Genomic DNA, 26927 nt, shown 5'->3' with positions numbered 1-26927 from the left:
CTCAAAGTAAAGTTGCACCACTTAAATGAGTATTTAGGCCTCAACCATTAGCACTAATAGCGGTAGGTGGTGTTTTTTTAAATTGAACCCTTTTAGGTTATTCAGTATGGTTAAGTCAAATTAATTAACCTAATATCTATTCATGACACTTTCCCTATTTAGAGACGACGCATACTTGCTTGAATGCCAAGCAAGCGTGACAAAAATAAACCAACAAGGCGGCATTATTTTAGACCAAAGTGTTTTTTATCCTACTGGCGGTGGTCAGCCGGGCGATTCTGGTTGCTTAATTAATGCCACTTCATCAATCAATATTGCAACAACCATTGTTGACCGAGATAGCGGTGAAATCATTCATGTTCCTGCGCCGGACCAACCTACTTTGAATGTTGGAGACAGGGTAACAGCACAAATAGACTGGCCAAAGCGCAACCTGCATATGCGGATGCACACCGCGCTCCACTTACTCTGTGCAGCGGTAAATTGCGGCGTAACCGGAGGACAAATTACTCAACTCAAAAGCCGCTTAGACTTTGATATTGGTGAGCGCAGCTTAGACAAAGAATGTATACAACAACAAATTAATCAGTTTGTAACACAAGCATTGCCAGTTACTAGTTATTGGATAAGCGACGAAGAACTGGCAGCAAACCCCGCCTTAGTAAAAACACTCAGCGTACAGCCACCCAAAGGCTCTGGTAAAGTAAGATTATTAAAAATTGGAGAAAATATTGATCTACAGCCCTGTGGCGGCACTCACGTAAAAAATACCCAAGAAATTGGCCAAATTACGGTTACAAAAATAGAAAACAAAGGCAAGCGCAATCGACGGGTACATATTACTCTAGCTTAATGGCTTTGGCACTTTAACAGCGCCTAGGCCAATCTGTTTGCCTTGCTTAAAAATCTATTCTAAGGCGCTAGTGCGCGCTCTAAATCAGCCAAAATATCGACCAGCTTTTCACACCCGACACTAAGCCGAATTAAACCCGGCGAAACATTATCAGTGCCCCAACGCGCTCGTCTTTCTGCCATAGTGTGCATACCACCAAAACTTGTCGCTTCAAAAATTAAATTAGAAGCCTTTAAAAGTTTTTCGGCATTGGCTTGGGTACCTAAATCAAAGCTAATCACAAAACCAAAATGATGCATTTGTTGTTGAGCAATTGAATAAGACGGATCTTGTTTTAATCCAGGGTAACGAACACTTAATACCTTAGGTTGCTTATCTAGATACTCCGCCACCGCTTGCGCATTACTGGTCATTCGCTCTAAGCGCATATCTAAACTCGCTAAGCCTCTATGAACTAACCATGTTTCCATTGGCCCAGGGATATTTCCCGATAGTTTGCGCCATAGCTGCATTGCTTCTAACAGTGTTTCGTTTTGAGTAGCGACGTGACCAAATACAACATCACTATGACCATTTAACGCTTTGGTATCCGAACACATAGAAATGTCCGCACCGAGTAACAATGGTTGCTGCCCTAACGGCGTCAAGGTTGTATTATCAATGGCCAATAGCGCGCCAGCACTATGGACTTTTTGAGCAAGCAACTGAATATCAATAACATCTAACAAAGGGTTGCTGGGCGTTTCTACAAACACTAGCTTCACGTCAGAAAAGTCAAAGTCTAAAACTTCATTTGTAGGCACCGCTATAATGTTTACACCAAACTTGCTTAAAAAAGCTTCGGCATACGCTCGTGTCGCATAGTAACCGTCGGACTGCAACAAAATACTGTCACCAGCCTGTACCAGAGCTGTCATAACCGCGGCACCTGCTGCCATTCCTGATGGAAAGACTAAAGCTTTTCCTTGCTCAAGTTCACCTAAGGCAGACTCTAAAGCATCCCAAGTGGGATTATGAAAGCGAGCATACTGGTGATAATGCGGGTCAACTTCACCTTGGTGGTGAAAAGTGCTCGCAAATACCGGCCCCTGCATTAACGACTTACCTTGCTCAGCCGCAGCAACTCCGGCATGGACCACGCGTGAACCCATTGAAAGTTTAGAGTCTTTTGACATAGTTGTTTCTCTGTAGTTTTTTCATGCTATCCTAACGCGCCTTTAAGACGATACCTAAGGCTTTATAACCCGCTAACTTACACTTTTCAAATGCATTAGCGGAATCTAAATTTTTTGTTTGTAAGTAATTATGCATTTTAATAGAACTTTACTGCTAACCATTTTGGCGCTAATCGCATTTGCAGCTAACTCAGTGTTATGTCGCATGGCTTTAGGTGCGCAATTAATCGATCCCGCGGGGTTTACTGTCATAAGATTGCTCAGCGGCACCCTCGCGCTAACAATTATTTTATACTCTCAGCAGCGACTAGAATCTGCTAATCAAAGTTCGGCTGTAGGCCCTATATTAAACTTTCCACGATCTGCGCTTGAATGGCTTGCTGCGGGTTCGCTTTTTACTTATGCCGCGTGTTTCTCTTTTGCGTATGTAACTTTAAATACCGCGAGCGGCGCAATAATTTTATTTGCAAGCGTGCAATTTAGTATGCTGAGCTATAGTTTATGGCGGGGTAAGCGCTATTCAAAGCTAGAGTGGCTGGGTATTGTTATCGCATTGTGCGGCTTTTTAAGTTTAATGCTGCCATCAGCAGCGCAACCCTCGCCTGCGGGCTTCTTATTAATGTTAGTTGCTGGAATAGCCTGGGGTAGCTATTCATTGATTGGGCAAAGTGCAAAACAACCGATCAAAACAACCGCAAGAAACTTTATTGGCTGCATTCCATTTTGCGTGTTGCTATTACTGACCCAGTTTAGCGTGAGTGGCTGGAATGACTGGAATGTGCAAGGTATTTATTTAGCTATAGCCTCCGGTGTTTTAGCCTCTGCCGTAGGTTATTGTTTATGGTATGCAGCTTTACCGCAGCTAAAAGTAAGCGTTGCAGCAGTGTCACAATTAGCGGTACCAGTGATTGCTGCGCTTGGCGGTTTGCTACTCATGAACGAAAGCATTTCGTTGCTAATGGGGCTTAGCGCGGCGCTCACTTTAGGTGGTATTGCGCTAACCAGTCTTAAAAAACCAGCAAACTAAAATTTATCATTGCAGTCTTTATTCATAATAAAGCCCAATTTTCCCATGCTTGCGAAGCTAATTTATGCCAAAATTGCGACCTTAGCGCTGGTTCACACTCAATTTAAAGTAATACCAAATGATTCGTTTAAAAAAGCTATCTTTATTTCAAGGTAGTAAGCAGCTACTTAATAAAGTTGATCTCACACTTTACCCTGATCAAAAAATCGGTATTGTAGGCCAAAACGGCTGCGGAAAATCTAGCCTTTTTCAAATGCTTAGCCATGAACTTGCGCCAGAAAGCGGCGAACTAGAGTTCCCGCCAAAATGGCGAATATCTTCTGCAAAACAAGAAACCCCGGGGGTTGAAATATCGGCTATCGATTACGTTCTCAGCGGGCACAAAGAATATTTTCAACTGAATCAAGCACTACAAAAAGCAGAACTCGAGCAAGATGGTCACGCCATTGCTAACATTCACGCAGAGCTCGAAGCAATTAACGGCTGGAGCCTTCCGGCAGAAGCAGCAAAACTTTTAACCGGGCTAAGTTTTAGCGAAGCGCAAATGAAAACAAGTGTAAAGCAACTTTCCGGTGGATGGCGAATGCGCTTAAATCTAGCGCAAGCGCTAATTCAGCCTGCTGAGCTTTTACTTTTAGACGAGCCGACCAACCATTTAGATTTGGAAGCCGTACTTTGGTTACAAAGCTTTTTACGTAGCTACGAGGGAATGTTGTTAGCTATCTCACATGATCGGGACTTTTTAGATAGCTTTACTAGCCATATCTTACATTTTGAAAATCAAACGATTAATCAATATACCGGTAACTACACCAGCTTTGAAAAGCAAAAAAGCGAACGAGAAGTTTTGCAACAAGCCAGTTTTGAGAAACAACAAAAAGAAATTGAACATTTAGAAAAGTTTATTACTCGTTTTAAAGCCAAAGCCAGCAAAGCCACACAGGCGCAAAGCCGAGTAAAAGCGCTCGAGCGTATGGACAAAGTGACCGCGGTACAAATAAAAACCAAATTTGGATTTGAGTTTTCACCAATTAATAAAAATATTACCGAGCTTATTAATATTGAACATGCAGACGCAGGGTATGCAGAAAAGACCATACTCAATAATATTACAATGCGAATTTTAGCCGGGCAAAGAATCGGATTATTAGGGCGTAATGGTGAAGGTAAATCAACTTTAATTAAACTGATATGCGGTGAAATTAATAATAAAGTTGGCGAGCTAACGCGCAACAAACACTTTAATGCGGGTTACTTTGCACAGCACCAAGTAGAGCAACTCAATTTAGACCAATCGCCGGTTTGGCACATTCAATCGCTAGGTGATGCGATTAGTGAACAAGAGGCTCGTAATTTTCTAGGCGGTTTCGCCTTTCATGGTGATAAAACACAAGACAAAGTCAGTGGATTTTCTGGCGGTGAAAAAGCGCGCTTAGTGCTCGCCATGATCACTTGGATGAAACCCAATTTATTGCTACTAGATGAACCAACCAATCACTTTGATATCGAAATGCGTGAAGCACTTTCACTCTCGTTGCAAGATTTTGACGGTGCTGTACTGCTGGTTGCCCATGATAAAAGCTTAATGGAAAGCGTTGTGGATGAGTTCTGGTTAGTAAACGACGGACAAGTGAATCCATTTAATGGAGACCTAAAGGACTATCAAAAGTGGTTAAATGAAAACCGCTGGGGCATCAACGAAAAGCCTACAAGTAACAACCAGCTAAGTGATGAAAAAACAAATAGCGCAGCAGCTAAGAAAGAGCAAAAGCGCTTGGAAGCAGAAAAAAGACAGCAAAGAGCCCCGCTAACCAATCGGCTAAAGAAAGTAGACAAGTTAATGGATGAGTTGCAATCCAAACTGGCACAGTCTGAGCAAAAGTTGACAGAGCCCTCAATTTACGAAGACTCAAATAAACAACGCCTTACTCAAACCATTAACGAATCAAACCAATTAAAAGCCGAGCTTGAAAATTTAGAAGAAGAGTGGATGACAATCACTGAAGCACTAGAAGAGTTAAATTAATCAACCACTCACGTCTTTATTTAAGGACTCTATGTAAGGATTATTAAATGCAGCCTAATCAACGATTCATTGCCGGAGCGACCTGCCCAAAATGTGGCGACATGGATAGCTTATTGCTAAATACTGAAGATCAGAGCATTGAATGCGTCGAGTGTCACTTCACTCAGTCGCAGCAAGAAAGAGACGCGCAGCAACAAAAACAAACACAACCTATTAACAAAACTAAACCTAAAAAAGTTGAAGTTAGCGATATTATTCGTATTACCAATATAGACAAATAGTGCTGGAGAGTTGCGCCTAATGAGTCAAAATATACAACGCGTCACATTGTTGGTGGCAATGCAAGCTGAAGCCGATCCCATAATAGAACACTTTCAGTTAAAACTAAATCAACAGGCTTTGAACCCTCAGCTGCCGATGCGTTGCTATCAAGGGCAAGTTAATTCTATTTTTTTATCACTTGTTATTAATGGTCAAGATAAGCGCTATGCAGTTGACAATATTGGCTGCGAAGCGGCAGTACTTGCCACCTATGAAAGTATTGTTAAACTATCACCAGAGATTATTATCTCTGCTGGAACTGCCGGTGGATTTAGCGCTCAAGGCGCTAAAATTGGCTTAGTTTATGCCAGTGCAGACAAGTTTATTTTTCATGATAGAATCGTTCCTATCGCAGGTTTTACCGAATCTTCTGTAGGCCATTTTCCCGCAGCAAAAATTGATAAACTGTGTGATGATTTAAACTTGCCCAAAGGAATTATTTCGACTGGCTCTTCTTTAAAAAAGACCGCTGATGAAGTTGCCATTATCAAGCAGCACAATGCAGTAGCAAAAGAAATGGAAGCCGCAGCAGTCGCTTGGGTTGGCATGCTACTTGGCAAACCCGTTATGGCACTAAAATCAATTACGAATCTAATCGATGAAGAAAATCAATCAGAGCAAGAGTTTATTAAAAACTTATCGCTAGCTTCAAGCCAACTTAAAACCAGCGTAATTGAAGTGATCAATTATTTAAACAATAAAACTCTTCAAGACTTAGCTTAGCAAACGATGAGACTGGTTAAGATCATACTTAACCAGCCGCACAATTTACTCGTTTATAATTGTTATTGTGTCATTCTACTCTAAAATACTAATGGGAAATTCAGTTGCAAACCGCAATCCATCATTGACACTTTGATACTGATTATTATACCCGGTTAAAGTCACCTTTACCTTGTAGTTACCTGCAGCTAACCAGCGGCCATTAAAATCTTTAAGCGGCATCACATCACCAAACATTTTCTCAGACTTCGGCGCTATACTAATAACGTCAATCGCTTCGGTAAACATTTTATCAAATGACCACTGCGCCACTTTTTCTGCTGCCGAATTAAAAATTTCAATTTCAAATCTTTGCCCAGAATTAAAAGTCAGTTCGACTGGATGATTACTCGGGTTAGTTACCACCAAATAAGCATTAATCGATTGTTTTTGAGTTAAGTCAATCGGCCCAGAATCAACATTGGCTTTTATTTGTAAACCTTGTGATTGGGGCAATTGCATATCGCCAATCTTGCTTGATTGTAACGCGTAAGTTACTGGTCCAGCAATCGATTGTGTTTGCCACTGGACTAAACCTACTCCGGCTACAAAGTGGGCGCTAAGTAAACCAACATCTGCACACTGAGAAGACTGAAAGGTTAGTTTAACTGCGTCATTAAACCGACTCGCTTTGGTCGAAACCACAGCAGCTTTTTCTACTAAGGTTGCTTTTGAAACACACTCGTCAATATCAACCTGATACTCAGTGCCCACTGCATCATTAAAATCAACCAACAATTGACTCTCACCTGTATCACTGTACCACACCACCCGCTGATTAAATGATGAAGTTGCAATCCACTGATTTGACTTACCTAAAAAGTGAGAAAATCTGCGCCAATTTTCTCCATAAGTATCATTAACTTCTACTTTAACTTGTTGCTGATATTGATTTTCAAAAACTGAATAGTCATTACTCGAATGCGGCAAGTAGTCATTCGCATTAATTGCAAAGCTGGTGCTTAATGATGCTAGCAAGATTAAACTTTTAGCTGCAAGTTTCATGAGTGAGTTCTCCTAATTGATATAACTCAAATTAAAAAAATAATATACAGCCTTATTGGCTGCGAATTGATTGTCGATGTATAGCAAGAGAGTCTCAACTTAAAAACGATTATCCAACCCACAAAAAAAAGTAATGATTAACCTGCTATTCAAGGTAACACTAAGGCTGGCAAAAATAAATTTAATTTATGACTGAAAAGTGACATTGACTGGGCTATTTACACTTGAGATTTATTGCACCATTTGGCGAGCGATTTAATTGTCTTGGATGCTTAATAACTCACTTTAACTACTTTGGTTAAACGTGCTAAATTGCTTTAATTCAAATCTATAATAACAATAGGAACTAAGCATGATTAAAACTAGCGCTGACTTCTTTACAAAAATAATGCAACGCTGGCTACCAGACGCTTTTTTATTTTCAATAATTTTATCGCTCGTCATTTTTGCTTTAGGTATGTTGACCCAGGCTAAATCACCACTTGAAATGGCAACCTACTGGGGCGAAGGCTTTTGGAAGCTACTCAGCTTTTCGATGCAAATGGTGCTTATTCTGGTATTGGGTCATGCACTTGCTATGAGCAAGCCAATACAAGCGGCTCTAGCAAAGCTTGCTCAGTTAGCGAATACGCCCAATCAAGCCATTATTCTAGTCACGCTAATTGCCATTATTGCTGCTTGGATCAATTGGGGGTTTGGTTTAGTGGTTGGAGCTTTAGTAGCAAGAGAAGTGGCTTCGCGCTTGCCTCAAGTACATTACCCGCTGCTAATTGCAGCAGCTTATAGTGGCTTTTTAGTTTGGCACGGCGGACTATCTGGCTCTATCCCGCTTAAACTCGCTTCAACTAATCAAGACGCCTTAAACGAGCTGCTCCAAGGTCAAACGATTGCCGTAACCGAAACGCTCTTTGCTTACCAAAATTGGATAATCTTAGCGTCTTTGTTAATAGCCTTACCGATTATTAATCTATTAATGCATCCTAAAAATGGCATTCGCCCACTTAGCCTAGAGCTAGAACCGGCACAGCAACAACCGACACAACAACCGCTTACCCCGGCAGAAAAATTAGAAAGAAGCCCAGTGATCAGCTTATTACTTGTGGCGGTTTGCGCTCTATACCTGCTTAATTATTTCTATTTAGGCCACTCTATTAACCTAAATATCATTAATTTTTGCCTCTTCACCTTTGGTATAGCCCTACATTTCAACCCAATTAACTACCTTAATGCGATTAAACAAGCTATCAGTGGGGCTAGCGGTATAATTATTCAGTTTCCGATTTACGCAGGACTCATGGGAATGATGGTTAGCTCTGGCTTAGCCGACTCGGTTAGTCAGTGGTTTGTAGAAATTTCTAACCGCGAAACATTTTCGGTATTTACTTTTATAAGCGCCGGTATTGTTAACTTCTTTGTCCCATCAGGGGGTGGTCAATGGGCAGTACAGGCTCCAATTGTAATTCCAGCCGCGCAAACTCTACAAGTACCGATAAGCCATGCTGCTATGGCCGTTGCATGGGGTGATGCTTGGACAAATATGATTCAACCCTTTTGGGCACTACCTTTGCTTGGTATAGCCGGATTAAGCATTCGAGAAATTATGGGTTATTGTACGGTTATTTTTATCATCAGTGGCGGGATTATTGGTGGTCTTATTTACCTACTGTATTAATCAGTCTGAGGTGTTAAAATTGGCCTCCATATTAGCCAGAGAAAGTATCAATGATTAGAATTGCCACGCGTAAAAGCCCACTAGCCCTTTGGCAAGCTGAGTTCGTCAAAGCGCAATTAGAAGCCTTCCACCCCGGTTTAAAGGTAGAATTGGTGCCAATGTCGACTAAGGGCGATAAGATTTTAGATACGCCGTTAGCTAAAATTGGTGGCAAAGGTTTGTTTGTAAAAGAGCTTGAAGTTGCCATGTTAGAGGGCCGTGCTGATATCGCAGTGCATTCAATGAAAGATGTCCCTATGGAATTTCCGCAAGGCCTTGGTTTAGAAGTCGTTTGCGAACGAGAAGATCCTTTCGATGCGCTAGTTTCTAATCACTACAAGGATTTAGACGAACTTCCGCAAGGGGCTGTTGTAGGGACTTCTAGCTTAAGACGCCAATGTCAATTACGCGCTAAAAGACCCGATCTAAAGATTCGAGATTTACGCGGTAACTTAGGCACTCGGCTAGGCAAATTAGACGACGGAGAATACGACGCCATAATCTTAGCCGCCGCCGGCTTAATTCGCTTAAATATGCCACAGCGTATTGCTCAAAAAATACCCGCCAACTTGATTCTACCCGCTGGTGGACAGGGTGCTGTAGGGATAGAGTGTCGAACTAGCGATAAAGCAACTCAAGATCTTCTGGCGCCCTTAAACCATGCAGAAACAGCAGTAAGAGTAAGGGCTGAGCGCGCAGTAAACAATCACTTACAAGGTGGCTGTCAGGTCCCAATAGGTGCATTTTCGCAAATTAACGAACAGCAAATTCAAATTGAAGCCCTAGTTGGCGCGGTTGATGGTAGTGAAATTATTCAACGAAAAATCACTGGGCCAGTGGGCCGAGCAGAAGCTTTAGGTGTAGAAATAGCAGAGCAGCTACTGAATGCTGGCGCCGATAAATTGCTAGCCCAGTTAGAATCAACCCACGCTTCATAAGTAATGACCGCCAATGCGAACAGTCAAGCCGCAGTTGAGTTTACTCAAATTGCGGTAACTCGCCCTAAAAACCAAGCTGAAACGCTCATTTTTAAGTTAAATCAATCTATTACTCAACATAAAGCAACTCTTACTAGCTGCTCAATACCCCTGTTAGAAATACACAACCTTGCTTTTCAATTACCACAATCACAGCCATATAATGGCATCATATTTATAAGTAGTAATGCGGTTAAACAGTTTTTTAAATCCGAAACTGCGCTTAGTCTATTAAATAGCTGCGCTATAAAAACGCCATTATTAGGTGTCGGTGAAAACACCGCTGCCTGCATTCAAGCTCACTTAAAAACTTTAACACCCAAGCTTAATTTTGCGGTTAGCTTTCCAACAGAAATGAATGCAGAAGGACTTCTTAATTTACCAATCTTACAGTCAGTAGCCCATCAACACTGGCTACTAGTCAAAGGCCAAGGTGGCCGAGAGTTAATCGAAACAACGCTTAAGCAAAGAGCAGCGCAAGTTACTGCTGTGGACGTTTATAAGCGTGCCGCACCCTCAAACACAGATCAAATTATGCGCGCGCTAAATCAGCCTACGCTGTGGCTAGTAACTAGTACTGCAGCACTTGATAGCTTATATGCCGCTAGTCAAAGCCAAAACCTAGCTTGTGACAAAGTTGCTTTAGTTATTTCGAGTGACAGGCTACACTCTTATGCACAACAGTTAGGCTTTAAAATTGTTGCCCAATCAAAAGGCGCAAGCGAGCCTCAACTGATACAATGTATTCAAAGTTTACTTTAATCTAATCAGGAATGAGTTTGGATGAGCGACAAAGGCAAAGATTCTAACCAAGACAAATCTGCTAACAAGGCCACTAAAAAGTCGAAACCTAAGGCCGAGAGAGAGTCTAGTAATAAGTCAGTCTCTAATGAGGCAAGCTCAAATAATCCGGCATCACACAAAAATTCTAAGCCCCAAGCTCAATCGCCCAAGCAAACTACACAGCAACCTGATACTAACCAGCAACCTGATACTAACCAGCAAACGGCAAGCGACAGCGCAGCGCACGCAAATTTTAAGTCTATTGAAAACCCCACTAGCACTAAAAAAACGGGGACTTCAAACCAAGAAAAGCCGCTGTTTGAGGCAAAATCTGCGCCTCGGTTAAGCGCCCCTAAAAGCGCTAAGAAATTTCGCTTCACTACAATGATAATCGCCGTATTGTTGTTACTCACCTTAGGCTTACTCGGCTGGACTAGCTACTCTCAATACCAAATAAAACAAGACTGGCAAGCGACACAAAACCAGCTTCAACAGCAAATCAATCAGCAGCAACAAAATAATCAAAATAGCCAACAAGCGGCTAATAGCGGTCTTAATTTTGCACAAAGCAATAGTGCACAAATTAACCAACAAGCAACCCACATTCAACAGCTCGAACAAGCGTTGACAGCAACTCAACAGCGCATAAAAGAGCTCTCGGGTCGCCGCCAACAAGACTGGATGCTTGCAGAGGCTGAATACCTAATCAATTTAGCCGAGTATAAAATTACTTTAGATAGTGACAAGCAATCAGCCATTGCTTTGCTTAAAACCGCCGACGAAAAAATTGCTTCAATTGGAGACAACAGCTTATTTAACTTACGTAGCGCAATTGCGAACGATATTGCCAATTTACAGATTATTGTCACACCAGATATCGGCGGAATTTCGGCAAAAATTGACAGTATAAGTGAGCAAGTAAAGTCATTAAATATTCTTGCGCTCGAGTTTGAACCGATTGCCGAGCGCATCAGTCAACAACCTGAAAACGACAATCAGGAATTTAGTTGGGGTGATTTTTTTGCCGAGGTAAGTGCCAACTTTGTAAGCATAAAACATCATGACCAACCAGCGCAGCCACTCATGACGCCATCACAGCGTGGCAATTTAAATGCGAATTTACAGCTCCAACTTCAACAAGCTCAAATCGCTTTGCTAAAAGGCGAACAAAAGCTGTATCAACAAAGCTTGTCTAAAGCAGCTAGCTGGATCGAACAATTTTTTCAAGCCGATACTCAGGCTAAACAAATGCAACAGGTATTGGCCGAACTAGCACAAATTCGAGTAACGCCTGACTTACCCAATCAACTTAACTCCAAACAGGCAATTATCCAAATCAATCAACAGCGGCTGTATCAATGGTTAGAATCACCTGCCACTAGCCCTGCCATTAAGAATGATCTGGAGTTACAAGAATGAGAGTCATATTTTTCTTGGTCATTGCAATTGTTATTGGTGGCGTTGCAGGCTCTTGGATAAAAAATTTACCCGGTTTTGTTATTATCGCTTATGAAACCACCACCTATGAAATGCGCCTATGGGTTGCTGTTTGTATCGTTATTATTAGTTTAATAGCACTCAGTTTTATTGCTTCCTTTGTACGCACATTTTTTGCTAGTGCTGGTCGCATTAAAAATTGGCAAGGCAGTCGGCATGCACGTAAGGCTAGAATTAAAACCATTCAAGGCATGTTAGCCTTTACCGAAGGTCGCTGGAAAGCCGCTGAAGAAGCAATGGTAACTGCATCTAAAAACTCTGATACCAAGCTTATTAATTTCTTAATTGCCGCACAAGCGGCTCAGCACCAAGACGCGGAAGTGCGTCGCGATGCTTATTTACGAAAAGCACATTTAGCTGAGCCAGAAGCTGGCGTTGCCATAGGACTAACCCAAGCGCAATTACAACTACAAAATGACCAACTAGAACAAGCTTTAGCTAGTCTAACTAAAATACGTGCCACCAACCCAAACCACCCTTTTGTTTTAAAACTGTTAGCGCGACTTTTTGTTAGGCTAGAAGAGTGGTCACAGTTAGTGCAACTACTTCCGCTGCTAAGTAAATACCAAGTTTTTAAGCAGCACAAATTAGAAGCCTTAGAAACCACAACCGTTAAAGGTTTATTAGCTAAGCAAGCTAATAAAGGCCAAGTAGAAGGGCTAATCGATTGTTGGCAAAACTTAGCTTCAAACTTAAGAAAAAAATTAGCCAATATCACAGTATATTGCGAATGGTTAATTTATTTTGAACAGTTTGATACCGCAGAAAAATTATTACGCACCGAAATTAAAAGGCAAGCAAATACTCAGTTACTCAATCTATATGGGCAAACCAAAACAGCGAATCCTAATAAACAATTAAGCTTTTTAGAAAACTGGCAGCAAGCACAAGACTCGCCGCCAAAAGCCGTATTTAATTGTTTAGGAAAACTCGCATATAATGCCCAGCTGTGGGGAAAAGCAAGAAGTTATTTTGAGCAAGCATTACAGCTGCAAGAGTCTGAAGAAGCTTATTTTTACATGGCTAAAACCCTTCAAGCGCTCGGAGAAGAGGGCTTAGCGGCCAGCAGCTTTGAAGCCGGCCTACAGTTCGCTTTATCGCCACAAAAAAACCAAACCAACCTTACCTTGGCTCGCGGTAGTGAAGACTTAGTTAATGCCGAGTTATTACCTAAATTTCAAAAGCTAGAGAATAAACAATAGTGCTCTGCCAAGGCAGTAATGTTAACGAACATTTGCACCTAGAAAAGTACAGGCCATGACTAAATTACAAGCTGTCTATGGTGTGATTTTTCGCGGATTATTGGTATTAACATAGTATTAGCATGGCATTAACATAGTATTAGCACGGTATTAACATAGCATTAGCTGTCAACGCGCTTTACCCTAATTGGAAAACTATAACGGCGCTGCAGAATAACTTACTTAAAATAATGCGACTAAGTATTGGAAAAGCAACAATGAACAAAGATGAAAAAGAAGCGTTAATTAAAACCAGCTGGCAACTGCATAACCAGATTGAAACGAGTTATTTAAGTCACAAATCCGCTAAAGGCGATAATGACTGGCTAGAAAAACAGCGCTTGTTATTGGCTGATATGGCCATTCACTTATTACAAACGGCATTACAGCCAGAAAAATTAGAGCTTGATAAGTTAAAGAACAATCTGCATGCAATTTTAACAATCTCTGATCAGTTTTTACCCCATGCTAAATTAATACAAGCGACTGAAAAAATTTACCAATCCGAATAAATATTTGTTATTTTTGAAGCGAGAGAAGCGGCTAATCACGATTTAATTGTTTTTTAAAAAACTGACTTTTACAGCAATGTTTTAAAAGAGCTATGTATCACATAGAAGCCAAAAGTTTTTTTACTTCAGAAAGGTGGCGCCGACTTATTTCTACTTTATGCTCGCTACCTTGAATAACAACAAACGTATGTCCTTGCGAATCTTTTTGAATTCCGTTAATAAACTGCTTTGCCACAAGCGCGTTTCTATGCACTCGAACAAACAACTGTTCAAACTCGTTTTGGAGATCTTTTAAAGTGTCTTCAATAATGGTTTCACCACCAGTATGTTTGACCGTGACATATTTTTGATCTGCTTGAAAGTAATAAATATCTTCTACAGGTATTAATTTTATATTACCGCTTATTTTAGCCATAATATTACTGCGACAATTAGCTTTAGGATTAATCGCATTTAATTGTGCAAGATTAAGTTGGCAAGCGCGCTGCAATGACTCTAGCAACTTCTCTTCGCGCACTGGTTTAAGCAAATAATCCACCGCGTTAACTTTGAATGCATCTAGCGCATATTCATCATAAGCGGTGGTAAAAATAATTGCCGGTGAATTTTCAAGTTTAGTTAAATATTGTGCTGTTTCTAAGCCATCAATGCCTGGCATTCTAATATCTAGCAAAACCACATCAGGAGCTTCTTTTTCTACGACAGAAATAGCTTGAATACCGTTGTTAGCCAGCAAAACTTGCGACACGCTTTCAATCTCTTCTAGTAACTGTTGTAGTCTTTGAAGCGCCAGTGGTTCATCGTCAACAATAAGAACTTTCATGTAACTCTCCGTCACTAAACAGCCTAAAAATTTGGCTTGTGCTTAGGGATCTTAATTCCAATTTTATACTCAGTTGGATTGTCTTCAACCTCGATACTCGCTTTGCCTGCATAAATAACTTGTAGCCGCTGCTTGATATTTTTTAGTGCTATGCCATTGCCTTTATGCATACAGTTTTTAGGTTTGGGGTTAGCAACCACTAAAACTAAATGCTCATCTGTAACCCTTGCATCAAGACTAACAACACCCCCTTCGGGCAGCATTTGAATGCCATGATAAACCGCATTTTCTAACAAAGGTTGAATCGTTAATGGCGGCAAACTAATATCTAAGCAAGCCTTATCAACGCTTTCAGTAAACTTTAGTCGGTCACCTAAACGTAATTGCTCTAAAGCTAAATATTTTTTACTATTTTCCAGCTCAATTGCAAACCCAATTAATTCATCTTTATTATTTAAAGTTGAGCGGAAAAGATCACTCAAATCTTGAATCGCAAGCTCGGCTTTTTTAGGATCAATTCGGGTTAAACTTGCGATCACATTCATGCTGTTAAACAAGAAGTGCGGTCTTATTCTAGCTTGCAAAGCTTCTAGCCTAGCGGCAGCCTCTAACCCCACATGTTTTTTAAACTGCTGCTGCAAATAAAAATAACGTAGCGCGACACTTCCAATAATACCGGCGATGAATAAATTTTTTATTATTAACTCTAGTTGCGCGGTGTTTCCTAAGTTGATTTTACTCTGCCACAACAATACGATAACGCCCAAACTAAACACCAAAGTCACCAGCAGTATTACAGCGATACTCAAAGCAGCGGCAATCCAGTCAGTGAAACGCACAAAGTATTGGCGAAAAAAGCACAGCAGTGCCACTGAAACTAAGTTTATTATTTGAATGGAGATTGAGTAGAGGCCTAAAGTATTCCAAATAGATAAACCTATTTCTGCACTTAAAAGGGTAAAGACAATTGCCAGTAACTCGCCAACAAGTAATACCATTAATAAGCTACGCGCTTCACAAAAGTTAGGAATGAAGAAATCTTTTATTCTATTACGATCATTTAGGTTAGGCATTGAGTTAGCTTATTTAAAATAAAATATAAGGATTTATAATTCAAATCAATAGGTTAGCTTGTAATCACCATAGCACAAAGCAGCTTGTCAGCAAATTAATTTAGACTGCTTTTCAGATACCTTGCTCCATTCCCAGAATGAACGGTTAGGTGTATCGCAGCTAGCTTAGTATAGTCGATAGCTTTTCGAGCAGCATGGTACAAAGTTGGATATCTCATACAAAAACCAGTAAAGTTCGAGCAATCAAACAAAAATAAGCTCAAAACTCAGTTGAATTCTGGAGATTTTACCATGCGTTATCTAGCGTATTTACTACACGGCCTTCTCATTTTATTCTCGCCATTGCTACTTGCAACAGACACTTCTAGCTCAAATAAGTCAACTCAATGGGATGTTAACAACCCGCCGGGTGAGTCCTATTTAGCAGATATTAATGTGGATGAAGGTACTTGGATGAATATTAGTGTGAGTCCCGACGGTAAAACAATTGTGTTTGACTTACTCGGTGACATTTACCAAATGCCAATTTCTGGCGGAAAAGCGCAACCGCTAACTCATTCAATCGCGTGGGAAATGCAGCCACAGTTTAGTCCAGATGGTAAATTTATTGCGTTTACTTCTGATGCAGGAGGCGGCGATAATATTTGGGTGATGAACCGCGATGGCACTCAGCCACGACAAATTACCCAAGAAAAGTTTAGATTACTAAATAGTCCTACTTGGAGTCCCGACGGTCAGTATATTGCCGCACGCAAGCATTTTACTTCAAGACGCTCGCTGGGTGCTGGCGAAATTTGGCTATACCATATCGCCGGTGGACAAGGTTTACAGCTTAATGAAAGACCCAATGATCAAAAAGACCTAGGCGAACCAGTGTTTTCTCACGATGCCAAAAAGGTCTATTTTTCTCGAGATTCCACTCCCGGAAAAATCTTTGAGTACAGTAAAGACTCTAATGGTGTCATTTATGAGATTTACTCGGTCGACCGCAGTGACGGCAGTATAAACAAAGAAGTCTCTGGGATTGGCGGTAGTGTTCGCCCTACTCCCTCTTCAGATGGGCGCTACTTAGCCTTTGTGCGCAGAATTAGGAACCAGTCGAGTATCTTTTTAAAAGACTTAAACTCTGGCAAAGAGTTTCCTATATATCAAAAGCTCGATCGTGATATGCAAGAAACTTGGGCTATACACGGTGTTTATCCAACGCTAGCTTGGACTCCAGACAATCAACATTTAGTTTTTTGGGCCAACGGAAAAATCCAAAAGCTTAACATTGCAACCCAAGTGGCGAGCGAAATACCCTTTCAAGTGAGCACCCAAAAAGCAATGCGTAAAGCAGTTACAACCCAAGTAGACCCTGCTCCAGAAAATTTTGACACTAAGATGCTACGTTGGGTACAAGTAAGCCCCAATGGGAAGCAGGTAATATTTCAAGCTTTAGGTAAAATTTATAGCCAAAAGCTACCTAATGGCAAACCCAAACCACTTACCCGCAGTAATGACGAGTTTGAGCTTTATCCTGCCTTTTCAGCTGACGGAAAATGGGTTGTATATGCTAGTTGGAACGATACCAAACAAGGTGCAATTAAAAAAGTTAGAGCTAGCGGTGGTCGCCCAACCACACTGACTAAACAGCCTGGAAAATTTATCGCACCGCAATTTTCAGCTAACGGTGATCAGGTTGTTTTTCAAAAAATCTCTGGCAACAGTCTTTTAGCTAAAAGCTATAGCGTAGATCCTGGTGTTTATGTGGTGAATAGTGATGGTGGCGAAATGCAATTAGTTTCAAAGCGAGGCTCACAACCTTTCTTTAGCCAAAATAACCAGCGCATTTATGCAACGCAATTTACCGCCAAGGGCGCTGAACTTATCAGCTATAACTTGCAAGGGAACGAAGTTATTACCCATGCACAAAGTCAATTTGCCACTCAGTTTAGCTTATCGAAAGACGAAACGAGTTTAATTTTTAAAGAGCGTTATCAACTTTATATGATGCCTTTTACCGCAGCAGCCAAAAGCATCACAGTGTCACCTAACGCTAAGAACTTACCTATTTTGCAATTAAGCGATCACGGCGGACAATATGTTTCATGGAGTAGTGACAATAGTAAGGTGTACTGGGCATTAGGTAATCAACTCTTTGAACACCAGCGGCTACCAGCAACAGAGTGGGAATCTAGTCAAGATCAACTTAAGCCTACGCAATATAGCATTGGTCTAGTTGCGAAAGCCGACTCTCCACGCGGTAATACGTTACTAAGCGGTGCTCAAATCATTACCATGGAAGGCGATAAAGTTTACGCTCAAGGCGATATTTTAATTAGTGGAAACCGAATAAAAGCGATTGGTCCAGTGGGTAGTTTAGACGTACCAGATAATAGTAAACGCATTGATGTACGTGGAAAAACTATCATACCGGGTATTATCGACGTACATTGGCACGGCTCTCAAGGAGCGAGCCAAATTACACCACAACAAAACTGGTTTAACCTTGCCTCGCTTGCATTTGGAGTCACCACAATCCACGACCCTTCAAACAATACCGCCGAAATATTTTCCGCAGCAGAGTTACAAAAAGTCGGTAAAATTGTTGCGCCTCGAATTTTCTCTACCGGAACCATTCTTTATGGTGCTGAAGCCACCATTACCGCGCAGGTCGATAGCTTAACCGATGCAACCAATCACCTAAAACGCCTCAACTCCCAAGGTGCTTTTTCGGTTAAAAGTTACAACCAACCAAGACGTGATCAACGCCAACAAATACTGCAAGCGGCGCGAGACACCAAAATGCTCGTGATGCCAGAGGGCGGCTCAACATTTCAACATAACCTCACTATGATAGTCGATGGCCATACCGGTATAGAGCATTCTATTCCTCCAGCGAGCATTTACGATGATGTTAAACAGCTATGGCAACAAAGCGAAACAGCCTACACCCCCACCCTTGTTGTGGCTTATGGCGGTATATGGGGGGAAAACTATTGGTACCAGCAAAGTGATGTATGGAAGCACCCTATTCTTAGTCGCTATGTCCCTAAAGAAAGACTTTACCCTCGCGCTATTCGACGAACCATGGCGCCAGAAGAAGACTATAACCATAAAAATATTGCTAAGGTTGCCGCTCAACTCCAACAGCTAGGCGTTAAAGTGCAATTAGGTGCTCATGGACAACGTGAAGGCTTAGGTGCTCATTGGGAAATGTGGATGTTTGCCCAAGGCGGAATGTCACCACTTAATGTTATTCGTGCCGCGACACTCGATGGCGCTAAATATTTAGGCATGCAGCAAGACTTAGGCTCATTAGAGGCGGGTAAGTTAGCAGATTTAGTGATCCTTGATAGTGACCCACTAAAAAATATTTATGCAACAGACAAAGTTTCTATGGTGATGATAAATGGCCGCCTCTATGATTCAGCAACCATGAATGAAATTGGCAATCACCCTAAAAAACGAGCCAAGCTCTATTTTGAATAACACTTGTGGCGCAGTAAAAGTTCCACCTGACTGCGCCATAAATTAGCACCAAACAGGTAAGCTTTAGATAGCTTTAAAAAACTGCTTTTAAAAAAGAGAATAAACTAATGAGCGATTCTTTTTACTGGTTCGATTTTGAAACTTTTGGCGTCAATCCTGCCCAAGACAGACCTTCACAATTTGCAGGTATAAGGACAGATTTAGAATTTAACCTAATAGATGAACCTCTCAATATCTTTTGCAAACCCGCAAATGATTTTTTGCCGCACCCCGAAGCTTGTTTAATTACCGGTATTACTCCACAGCAAGCACTAGAGAATGGAGTGCCCGAGAAAGAGTTTTTTCGACGAATTCACTTAGAGTTAAGCACCGCTAAGACCTGTGCGGTTGGCTACAACAATATCCGTTTCGATGATGAAGTGGTCCGTTTTGGTTTGTATCGTAATTTTTATGATCCCTATACTCGAGAATGGCAAAATGGGAATTCTCGTTGGGATATTCACGATATGATGCGGATGACTTATGCGCTGCGCCCAGAAGGAATTAACTGGCCGCTTAATGAAGCTGGTAAGCCATCTTTTAAACTAGAACAATTATCCGCCGCCAACGGAATAGCACACGAAAATGCGCATGATGCGCTGAGTGATGTGTACGCCACGATTGAAATGGCGAAGCTAATTAAAACCAAACAGCCCAGGTTATTTGAATACTTATTTGGTTTACGTGATAAGCGTCAGGTGATGGCAGAGATAGATTTAATCAACCATACTCCCTTTATACATTGCTCTGGCATGTTAGGTCCAAGTAACGACTACTGCGGCGTAATGTTACCCCTAGTAGCGCACCCGACTAACAAAAATAGTGCAATATGTATTAACATTACTCACTCTCTTCCTGAAGATATAGCAGAACTAAGCGAAGCAGAAATTGAGCAACGTATATTTAGTAAACAACAGGACTTAGGCGATGATATTCAACGCTTACCGATTAAAGAAATTCACTACAATAAGTGTCCTGCAGTAGCCCCTTTAGGTGTCCTTAACCAGCTTTCGCAACAAAGACTCAAGATTGATCTTGCTAGCTGCTTAACAAGGGCGCAAGAATTAAAGAAAAATATTAGCCGTATAAAAGGTAGGTTGCTTAATGTTTTTCAAAACCATCAATTTAAGATAATTACCGATCCAGATTTAGCACTTTATTCTGGCGGTTTTTTTCAGCCTCACGATAAAAACCTAATGCAAAAAATCCAAATGATGGACTGGCAAGAACTGGCAACAACCCAGTTTAATTTTAAAGACCCACGACTCCCAACCATGTTACATAGATACCGAGCAAGAAATGCACTTGATACGTTAAACCAAGCCGAATTAGAGCACTGGAATGAGTATAGAAAGCAAAATTTACTCGAACCTAATTCTGGCTCTAGTTTAATTTATCCTGACTTTATTCAAAAAATAGAATCGTTATTACAAGATAAATCTAATGACGCACAACTATTACAACAAGTTAAAAAATATGGAGAGTCCTTAGTTTCTGACTTAACCTAAACCAAGTAACTATAGTTTAATTTTTCCTAGCAAATTTTTCAGCAGTTCATCTTTATTGCCTAACTGTGATTGCCAGTTTGAAAAGTCACCATCGAGCGTATTTAGACCGTCAATATCGCCAACTTTAGCAGTAATCTGTTGCTTCACTCGTTGCTTCAGTTTATCTGCCTTTTGCTTTACTTGATCGCCAATTGCCTGCTTAAATAAATCTTCAAGATCAGATTTAACTTTAATATTCGGCTCTTCTATGCTGCCTGATGCGCTTACTTCAATTTTAAAACCACGACTTTGATTAATTGCTGTTGCGAGAGATTGCTGCCATGATTTAAGGCCTTGCGGCGCTTCAACTTTTGGCGAAGCAACATTAAAAACCGCACTAAAATTAATTTCATTTAAAGTTAGTTTACCTTTAACATCAGCATTGAGTATTCCCGATGTTAAATTCCAATGCCCTTGTTCCATTTGCATTAGCTGCATATTTTTAAGTGGCCAGGCAGCAATTTTAGAGTTAAGTAAAGTCTCCATATTTTCTGCTGAGTCCCAATCGCTAACAAGATTAAACTGCGCATTGCCTTGGCCTTTAAAATTTAAGTCTAGCTTAGCGGCTTGCCCAACTAACCAAGGTAAGTAACCTATATTAAAACCATCACCATCTAACTGCCAAGTATCGCTGTTACCATTAACAATCACTTTTTTAATGAGCAATTCTGGAAGTATTTGGCGGTCATTAAAGTAGACTTTATCGCCCATTTGAACCACATCTTTAACTTGTTCATCTTGCGGAACCGACTTCTCTTGCTTAAAGGTACTAACTAGCGCTAACGCTCGCTGCACCCATGGTTTATATTCTGGGCCTAAATATTTTTCGACTAGACCATCAACCCCGTTACCTAAACCATATTGTGAAAGCACCCGATTAACATCTTCTTGTGGTGCTTGTTTAACCAAGTCAATCTGTTTAGCCACCGCGGCTTTATCTTGTTTTATTTTATCTTTCATTTGCGCGATTAAATCACGCTCATTATCGATTTGTTTTTTAAGTGCTTTCCAGTCTTTTCTATCGGCAATAAAGTTAAGTTTATTTTCTTTTAAGCGCTTAGAAAGTCGTTCATACTCAGATTTTATGGTTTCAACGCGTTGTTCAAATTCGGCTCTATCCAGTGATTTTTCCCACTCCTGACGTATATCTTTTTGCTGCTCATTTAGCGCTTGAATGCGTTTTACCGTAAGCAAGTCTGCCTGCTCTATTTTTTGCTTAATATCAGCTTCGCTGATCTCTGGTATTTCAATAGCAGTCACTGTTCTAATCGCTTTTTCTGATTTTCTACCACCTGCTAATGCACCGCTGCTACTGCGTGGCGTACCAGTTTGAATACCACTCAGGTTTAGTTCATCAATTACTAGCTTTTTCCATACTAACGCACTAGGGTCGACTGAAAATTTGATTAGCTTAGACTCAAATATATTTTTCATTGGTGCGTCTGGATCAGCCGCAGTTAATCCATTTAAACTTATCGCTAACGGAAATAGACTTAAGTCAACTGAGTTAATTTCCACTTTAGCACCCAGCGCCTCACTGCCGACCTCTTGAATGCTAGACTTAATCATGCTTGGCGCAAGTAAAAACCATGCTAAGGCAAATAAGGTTAAAACGCCGATAAATGTCAGTAATCCCCACAGACGAAAAATCTTCATATTTTATGACCTAAAATAATACTCAGTTAAATTAATAAAAACGATTGTTGGCAAGCGTTACTTTGCCTGTACTAGTTAGTCAAGGAGCTATAAGACTGCCAAACTTTAGATGCTTTAAGCATTCTGACTATTTGGTATTTTTCCATTTTATCTAATAGCGTCGTTCGGTATTTACTAACCGCATAGCGAACCAGCGGAAACAGTATTGGCAATATACCAATCGCCACAACTAAAGAGCCAATGACCCCGGTGTAGTAAAAATTACTCCAACGCCCTACAGCGGTATTATAAAAAGATTCCCACATAGGAACTAATGATGGTGCTTGTAGAATATTAGCCCCTAGAGATTGGGCGAAAGGCTCTAAAATCAGCCCCAAGAGAATAAAAAGAGGCCAAGTAACTAAAAATATAGAAATATTAATTCTAAAAAAGAGTAACACAAAGACGATAAACAAATTATGTAATGACAGAGTTGGAGTGAGCCCCACAATGGCAGCTAAACACACCGCTAAAGCGAGTTGGTTTGGGCTTTGCTCTGAATTAAGCGCCTTGAAAATTTTTGCTAAAAGAGTCAGCATGCTTCTATTCCTTTCCTGTTGCCACCAATTGTTGTTAACCTGAAAAGCACAAAAAAGCTTAACGGATTAAAACTTTATATCTTTTATAGCCACCATTGTAGAGCTTTATTACCCAAATTGACAATGAGGTGTTTAATAATTTGAAACCATTAGTATTTTCAAAAATTAATCTCACATTTAATTGCTTAGGCTTGCAAATTAGGATTTAGATAAACATAATTCATGCAAGGGCGACAATACACGCAAAAATCAGTTACATAATAACAATAGAAGACGCTTAGGGTGTAAAAATGCAAAACTTTATCATTGAATTTAAAAATGCACTCTCACCTGAATACTGTGACCATTTAATTAAAAAATTTGAAGCTGCCAAAGATAAAAGCCCGGGCAGAACCGGTGCAGGAGTCGATAAATCTAAAAAAGATAGCGTTGATCTCGCTATTTCTGGTCACCCTAACTGGCAACAAGAAAGCCAAACAATTTCTCAAACAATTTATCAAGCAACGCTAGAATACGCCAAAATGTATCCGTTTATATTAACTGGCGCTATTTCACCCGCAATCCAAGATCCTAAAAGCGGCCAAGTGCGTAGCATTACCCATGAAGACATTGGTCAGCTCAATAATCAAAATATCGACAACTTAGTACGCTCAATATATTGCATGGATAATATTAATATGCAGCGTTACACCAAAGGCAGTGGTGGCTACCATCATTGGCATTCTGAGCACTACCCTCACCCAAGCGATCCAAACCAAAAATCGTTACATCGAGTGCTGCTATGGTTGCTCTATTTAAACGATATTGAACAAGGCGGTGAAACTGAGTTTTTTTATCAACAAGCTAAAGTCAAACCACAAAAAGGCAGTTTAATACTTGCCCCCTGTGGCTTTACCCATACTCACCGAGGCCACGTGCCTATTTCTAGTGATAAATATGTATTAGCGTCTTGGGTTATGTATAAACCAGCCCAACAGATGTATGCAACCGCACCACAATAAATACTATTAAGTGGATCCAGCATTATCACAACCAATATAAATAACGCGATATTAAAATTAATTTCTCGGTTTGTTAGTGTCCAACCCCATAAAACGCTTATTTTTTAAACAAAAAATGTAATTATTTGAAAAGCTCATCTATAGTTTACTAAAACGTCTTAACTATTTTCGTTGTAACTTTATGATAAAAAAGCTTTTTCTGCCTGCCACATTATTAATGAATAATTTAAGGTTTAACCTTAAATTTTCCTTAATTGTGCTGCTATTTTTAATGCCCTTAGCTTTTCTAGGCTTTAACTATTCAGGAGACGTGAGCCGCACTATTCAACACAGCGAAAACGAGCTTGTCGGCCTCAAATTTTTCCAAGTTATTGATAATTATCAGCGCCGCCTCATTAAAATCATTGTCAACGACATGAACTGGCGTTCGGGCCAGTCAATTCCAGCCGCACAAACTGAAGCCATAAAGCAATTCAATAAAGAACTTAGTGATATTGGTAAGCAAAGCTACTTGAGTAAAGAGCAAGCCGACGCCATTACGCAGTCGACCGCCCGAGTTACGGCGCTGCTAAGTGAAGTTTCGCAAGAACTAGGCAATGCTCAACAGTCATCAGTTGATCATTTTAACAACCTTGAAACAGTACTAAATCAACTCAACAATCTCTACATTCGCACGGCAAATTTAACCGGTATAGCTAATGATCCAGAAATTGACACGGCTTCACTAGCCCGCTTGTTAACCGAAAAACGGCTATTATCACTCAGTTTGCTAGCACGGACTTACGGGGTTGCCTCTTTTGCTTTGGGTGAGTCTGCGATTTCCTCTGGCTCTTTTGATAGTTTAAGTATTGTTGCTGACGAAGTGGCCAGTGCTCAGCCTAAAATAAACGCTATGGCTAACGCAGCAGAGGGGCTTGCACCAGCAATCCAAAAGTTAATTCAGAGCGACTTGAAAGTGCAGTCAGGCCTTATTGACGAAAGTTTGCGCTTTTTAGAAGAAGAATTTCTTATTGCAGATGAAATTAGGCTAAAGAAAGTCGACATGGATTCACAGTTCGACAAACAACTCGATGCTTATTATTTTGCCAAAGCCGACCTTTATGACAAGTTAATCGAGCGTATTCAACAAAGAATTGATGTCCAACAAACGGGCTTTATTACCATTGCAATTATTGTCGCGCTTATCCTGGCTATCGTTGTCTATTTATTTGTTGGCATGAGTTTCTCTATTGGTATGACAACCAATAGTCTAACTCAAGTGGCTACCAAATTAGCCGCTGGCGATACTCGAGTTAGCGCCAATGTTCGCACCAAAGATGAGCTAGCTGACGCAATACGAGCGTTTAATCAAATGGCAGTAAATGTTCATGATTTAGTTGAGTCGGTTCTTAATGCATCTGAAGGCGTGTCGCAACAATCAAGCCAAGTAGAGGCAATCGCAGGTCAAACTGGCCTGGCGGTCAACACTCAGTTAGAAGATACCCATGCAATTACCACTTCTATCGCAGAAATTTTAGAAGCCGTATTAATCGTGTCGGAAAGCACTGAAAAAGTAGCCGACTGTTTAGCCAATGCCAACCAACAAACGATTGAGGGCAAACAAACTCTAATTGGTGCACGAAAAGCCACAGATGAACTTGGCGACGAAATTAAGCTATCGGTTGAGGTCATTAACCAACTTTCTCAACAAAGTGATAGCATCAATCAGGTTTTAGATGTAATAAAAAGTATTGCAGAGCAAACCAATTTACTCGCTCTTAACGCCGCAATAGAAGCAGCCAGAGCGGGCGACCAAGGACGAGGCTTTGCCGTAGTCGCCGACGAAGTTCGCTCGCTTGCAAAGCGAACTCACGATTCAACCGAAGAAATTCAAACGACGATTAGCAAACTTCAGCAAGGAGTAAAAGACGCCGTTGAAGCCATGACCCGCAGCGATCAAAAAGCCCTAAAAACTATTGAAGAGTCAGAAAAGCTAGAACAAGCTTTAGATTTAATTACCATGGCCGTTGATCAAATCACTACGCAAAATGACACCACCGAACGCGCCGCCGAACAGCAAAAAGGGATCGCATCACAAATTGAAAGCAGTTTAGAGTCAATCAGCGAAACTTCAAAAACAACCGAGCAAAACGTACAACAAACGGTTTTGGCTAGTAAACAACTAGCTGAACACGTCGCGCGGCTAGAAGCAATGATTGCTAAGTTTAAAACTTAATAGCGAAAGTTTAATTCGAGAACCCCAAAACGATCTTGTTTAGCCTACGAGCATTATTTAATTAGTGCAATAACGGTTAAGCAAGGTTACTGTTGTGGGCTAGAATTTCAAAATACAAATATTACTTTTTAAGCGCTTAGCACACCAACTAGAGCGCAAGTTTAAACCCTTCATGTGTTGCTTTAAACCCAAGTTTTTCATAAAACCGGATGGCGTCGGGCCGCTTTTTATCACTTGTTAATTGAACTAGGTTACAACCTTTATTTTTTGCCAACTGTATCGCATGTGCAAACATTTTCTCACCCAAACCTTTCCCTCGATACTCGCTATGTATTCTCACACCTTCAATCAAGCATCGCCAGCTTCCAGTATGTGTAAGATAAGGGATAAAAGTTACTTGAAGCATTCCAACAACAGAGTTTTTCAACTCAACAACAATTAACTCGTTATTTGGGTCCTGCACAATCGCGTTGAACGCTTCAATATAAGCGCGATTTAAAGGAATTGCAGCGTCTTCTCTTTGACTGCCAAGCTGATCATTTGAAAGCAAAGCGACTAAGCTCTCTAAGTCTTCTAATTTAGCTGAACGATAATTTAATTTCATTGAAAGTTATCTTCTTAAAACTATAGG

General features: G+C 40.7%; 22 protein-coding genes. 15 read left to right on the top strand and 7 right to left on the bottom strand.

Annotation, left to right across the window (positions count from 1 at the left end):
• Positions 1 to 142 precede the first annotated feature (142 nt).
• On the top strand, positions 143 to 853 hold the full coding sequence (locus ACUR5C_RS00760) for an alanyl-tRNA editing protein (protein WP_454466402.1): 711 nt from the start codon (positions 143 to 145) through the stop codon (positions 851 to 853).
• A 59-nt stretch (positions 854 to 912) separates the two neighbouring features.
• On the opposite strand, the gene ACUR5C_RS00755 is transcribed toward ACUR5C_RS00760, so the two are convergent.
• Complete coding sequence (locus tag ACUR5C_RS00755) at positions 913 to 2028, bottom strand: cystathionine gamma-lyase (protein WP_454466401.1); 1116 nt, start codon at positions 2026 to 2028, stop codon at positions 913 to 915.
• 130 nt (positions 2029 to 2158) lie between these two features.
• Here ACUR5C_RS00755 and ACUR5C_RS00750 point away from each other — a divergent pair, with 130 nt between their 5' ends.
• The 4 genes from ACUR5C_RS00750 to ACUR5C_RS00735 all read left to right on the top strand — a co-directional run bounded on the left by ACUR5C_RS00750 (position 2159) and on the right by ACUR5C_RS00735 (position 6125).
• Positions 2159 to 3055: a DMT family transporter gene (locus ACUR5C_RS00750; RefSeq protein WP_454466400.1), complete on the top strand. Its 897-nt coding sequence runs from the start codon at positions 2159 to 2161 to the stop codon at positions 3053 to 3055.
• A gap of 118 nt (positions 3056 to 3173) precedes the next feature.
• Complete coding sequence (locus ACUR5C_RS00745) at positions 3174 to 5081, top strand: ATP-binding cassette domain-containing protein (protein WP_454466399.1); 1908 nt, start codon at positions 3174 to 3176, stop codon at positions 5079 to 5081.
• 47 nt (positions 5082 to 5128) lie between these two features.
• Positions 5129 to 5362 (top strand): YheV family putative zinc ribbon protein, encoded by a 234-nt coding sequence (locus ACUR5C_RS00740; protein ID WP_454466398.1) that lies wholly within the window; start codon positions 5129 to 5131, stop codon positions 5360 to 5362.
• Positions 5363 to 5381: 19 nt separating this feature from the next.
• On the top strand, positions 5382 to 6125 hold the full coding sequence (locus tag ACUR5C_RS00735; protein ID WP_454466397.1) for a phosphorylase family protein: 744 nt from the start codon (positions 5382 to 5384) through the stop codon (positions 6123 to 6125).
• Between the two features lie 75 nt (positions 6126 to 6200).
• On the opposite strand, the gene ACUR5C_RS00730 is transcribed toward ACUR5C_RS00735, so the two are convergent.
• Positions 6201 to 7169 (bottom strand): BsuPI-related putative proteinase inhibitor, encoded by a 969-nt coding sequence (locus tag ACUR5C_RS00730; RefSeq protein ID WP_454466396.1) that lies wholly within the window; start codon positions 7167 to 7169, stop codon positions 6201 to 6203.
• A gap of 352 nt (positions 7170 to 7521) precedes the next feature.
• Here ACUR5C_RS00730 and ACUR5C_RS00725 point away from each other — a divergent pair, with 352 nt between their 5' ends.
• From ACUR5C_RS00725 to ACUR5C_RS00700, 6 genes are all read left to right on the top strand, one after another.
• Entirely contained in the window at positions 7522 to 8841 is a 1320-nt protein-coding gene (locus ACUR5C_RS00725; RefSeq protein WP_454466395.1) for a short-chain fatty acid transporter, read from the top strand.
• A gap of 50 nt (positions 8842 to 8891) precedes the next feature.
• Positions 8892 to 9818, top strand: coding sequence for a hydroxymethylbilane synthase (gene hemC, locus ACUR5C_RS00720; protein WP_454466394.1), 927 nt, complete (start codon positions 8892 to 8894; stop codon positions 9816 to 9818).
• A 3-nt stretch (positions 9819 to 9821) separates the two neighbouring features.
• Entirely contained in the window at positions 9822 to 10619 is a 798-nt protein-coding gene (locus ACUR5C_RS00715; RefSeq protein WP_454466393.1) for a uroporphyrinogen-III synthase, read from the top strand.
• A gap of 21 nt (positions 10620 to 10640) precedes the next feature.
• Positions 10641 to 12059 carry a uroporphyrinogen-III C-methyltransferase gene (locus tag ACUR5C_RS00710; protein WP_454466392.1) on the top strand — a complete coding sequence of 473 codons (1419 nt, stop codon included), beginning with the start codon at positions 10641 to 10643 and terminating at the stop codon, positions 12057 to 12059.
• Positions 12056 to 13339, top strand: coding sequence for a heme biosynthesis HemY N-terminal domain-containing protein (locus ACUR5C_RS00705; RefSeq protein WP_454466391.1), 1284 nt, complete (start codon positions 12056 to 12058; stop codon positions 13337 to 13339). Before ACUR5C_RS00710 ends, ACUR5C_RS00705 begins: the two co-directional genes overlap by 4 nt.
• Before the next feature lie 257 nt (positions 13340 to 13596).
• Positions 13597 to 13890, top strand: a complete 294-nt coding sequence (locus ACUR5C_RS00700; protein ID WP_454466390.1) for a hypothetical protein — start codon at positions 13597 to 13599, stop codon at positions 13888 to 13890.
• Positions 13891 to 13987: 97 nt separating this feature from the next.
• Here ACUR5C_RS00700 and ACUR5C_RS00695 read toward each other — a convergent pair whose 3' ends face one another.
• Entirely contained in the window at positions 13988 to 14713 is a 726-nt protein-coding gene (locus ACUR5C_RS00695) for a LytR/AlgR family response regulator transcription factor (protein ID WP_454466389.1), read from the bottom strand.
• A 23-nt stretch (positions 14714 to 14736) separates the two neighbouring features.
• The gene (locus tag ACUR5C_RS00690; protein ID WP_454466388.1) at positions 14737 to 15786 is read right to left on the bottom strand and encodes a sensor histidine kinase; all 1050 of its coding nucleotides are present in this window, start codon (positions 15784 to 15786) and stop codon (positions 14737 to 14739) included.
• 291 nt (positions 15787 to 16077) lie between these two features.
• Between ACUR5C_RS00690 and ACUR5C_RS00685 the strand changes: the two genes are divergently transcribed.
• Positions 16078 to 19260, top strand: a complete 3183-nt coding sequence (locus tag ACUR5C_RS00685) for an amidohydrolase family protein (RefSeq protein WP_454466387.1) — start codon at positions 16078 to 16080, stop codon at positions 19258 to 19260.
• A gap of 107 nt (positions 19261 to 19367) precedes the next feature.
• On the top strand, positions 19368 to 20807 hold the full coding sequence (gene sbcB, locus ACUR5C_RS00680) for an exodeoxyribonuclease I (RefSeq protein WP_454466386.1): 1440 nt from the start codon (positions 19368 to 19370) through the stop codon (positions 20805 to 20807).
• Positions 20808 to 20816: 9 nt separating this feature from the next.
• On the opposite strand, the gene ACUR5C_RS00675 is transcribed toward sbcB, so the two are convergent.
• Together ACUR5C_RS00675 and ACUR5C_RS00670 are read right to left on the bottom strand one after the other, a co-directional pair.
• Positions 20817 to 22502: a TIGR03545 family protein gene (locus tag ACUR5C_RS00675; RefSeq protein ID WP_454466385.1), complete on the bottom strand. Its 1686-nt coding sequence runs from the start codon at positions 22500 to 22502 to the stop codon at positions 20817 to 20819.
• A 71-nt stretch (positions 22503 to 22573) separates the two neighbouring features.
• On the bottom strand, positions 22574 to 23080 hold the full coding sequence (locus tag ACUR5C_RS00670; RefSeq protein ID WP_454466384.1) for a TIGR03546 family protein: 507 nt from the start codon (positions 23078 to 23080) through the stop codon (positions 22574 to 22576).
• Between the two features lie 290 nt (positions 23081 to 23370).
• On the opposite strand from ACUR5C_RS00670, the gene ACUR5C_RS00665 reads away from it, so the two are divergent.
• Positions 23371 to 24081, top strand: a complete 711-nt coding sequence (locus ACUR5C_RS00665) for a 2OG-Fe(II) oxygenase (protein WP_454466383.1) — start codon at positions 23371 to 23373, stop codon at positions 24079 to 24081.
• A 271-nt stretch (positions 24082 to 24352) separates the two neighbouring features.
• Positions 24353 to 26296 carry a methyl-accepting chemotaxis protein gene (locus ACUR5C_RS00660; RefSeq protein ID WP_454466382.1) on the top strand — a complete coding sequence of 648 codons (1944 nt, stop codon included), beginning with the start codon at positions 24353 to 24355 and terminating at the stop codon, positions 26294 to 26296.
• Positions 26297 to 26444: 148 nt separating this feature from the next.
• Here the strand turns inward: ACUR5C_RS00660 and ACUR5C_RS00655 are convergent, their stop codons facing one another.
• The gene (locus ACUR5C_RS00655; RefSeq protein ID WP_454466381.1) at positions 26445 to 26900 is read right to left on the bottom strand and encodes a GNAT family N-acetyltransferase; all 456 of its coding nucleotides are present in this window, start codon (positions 26898 to 26900) and stop codon (positions 26445 to 26447) included.
• Positions 26901 to 26927: the final 27 nt, after the last annotated feature.

It is taken from the genome of Aliikangiella aequoris (assembly GCF_053709105.1).
The sequence above is the reverse complement of the archived record's forward strand: the minus strand, read 5'-3'. Positions and strand labels throughout refer to the sequence as shown.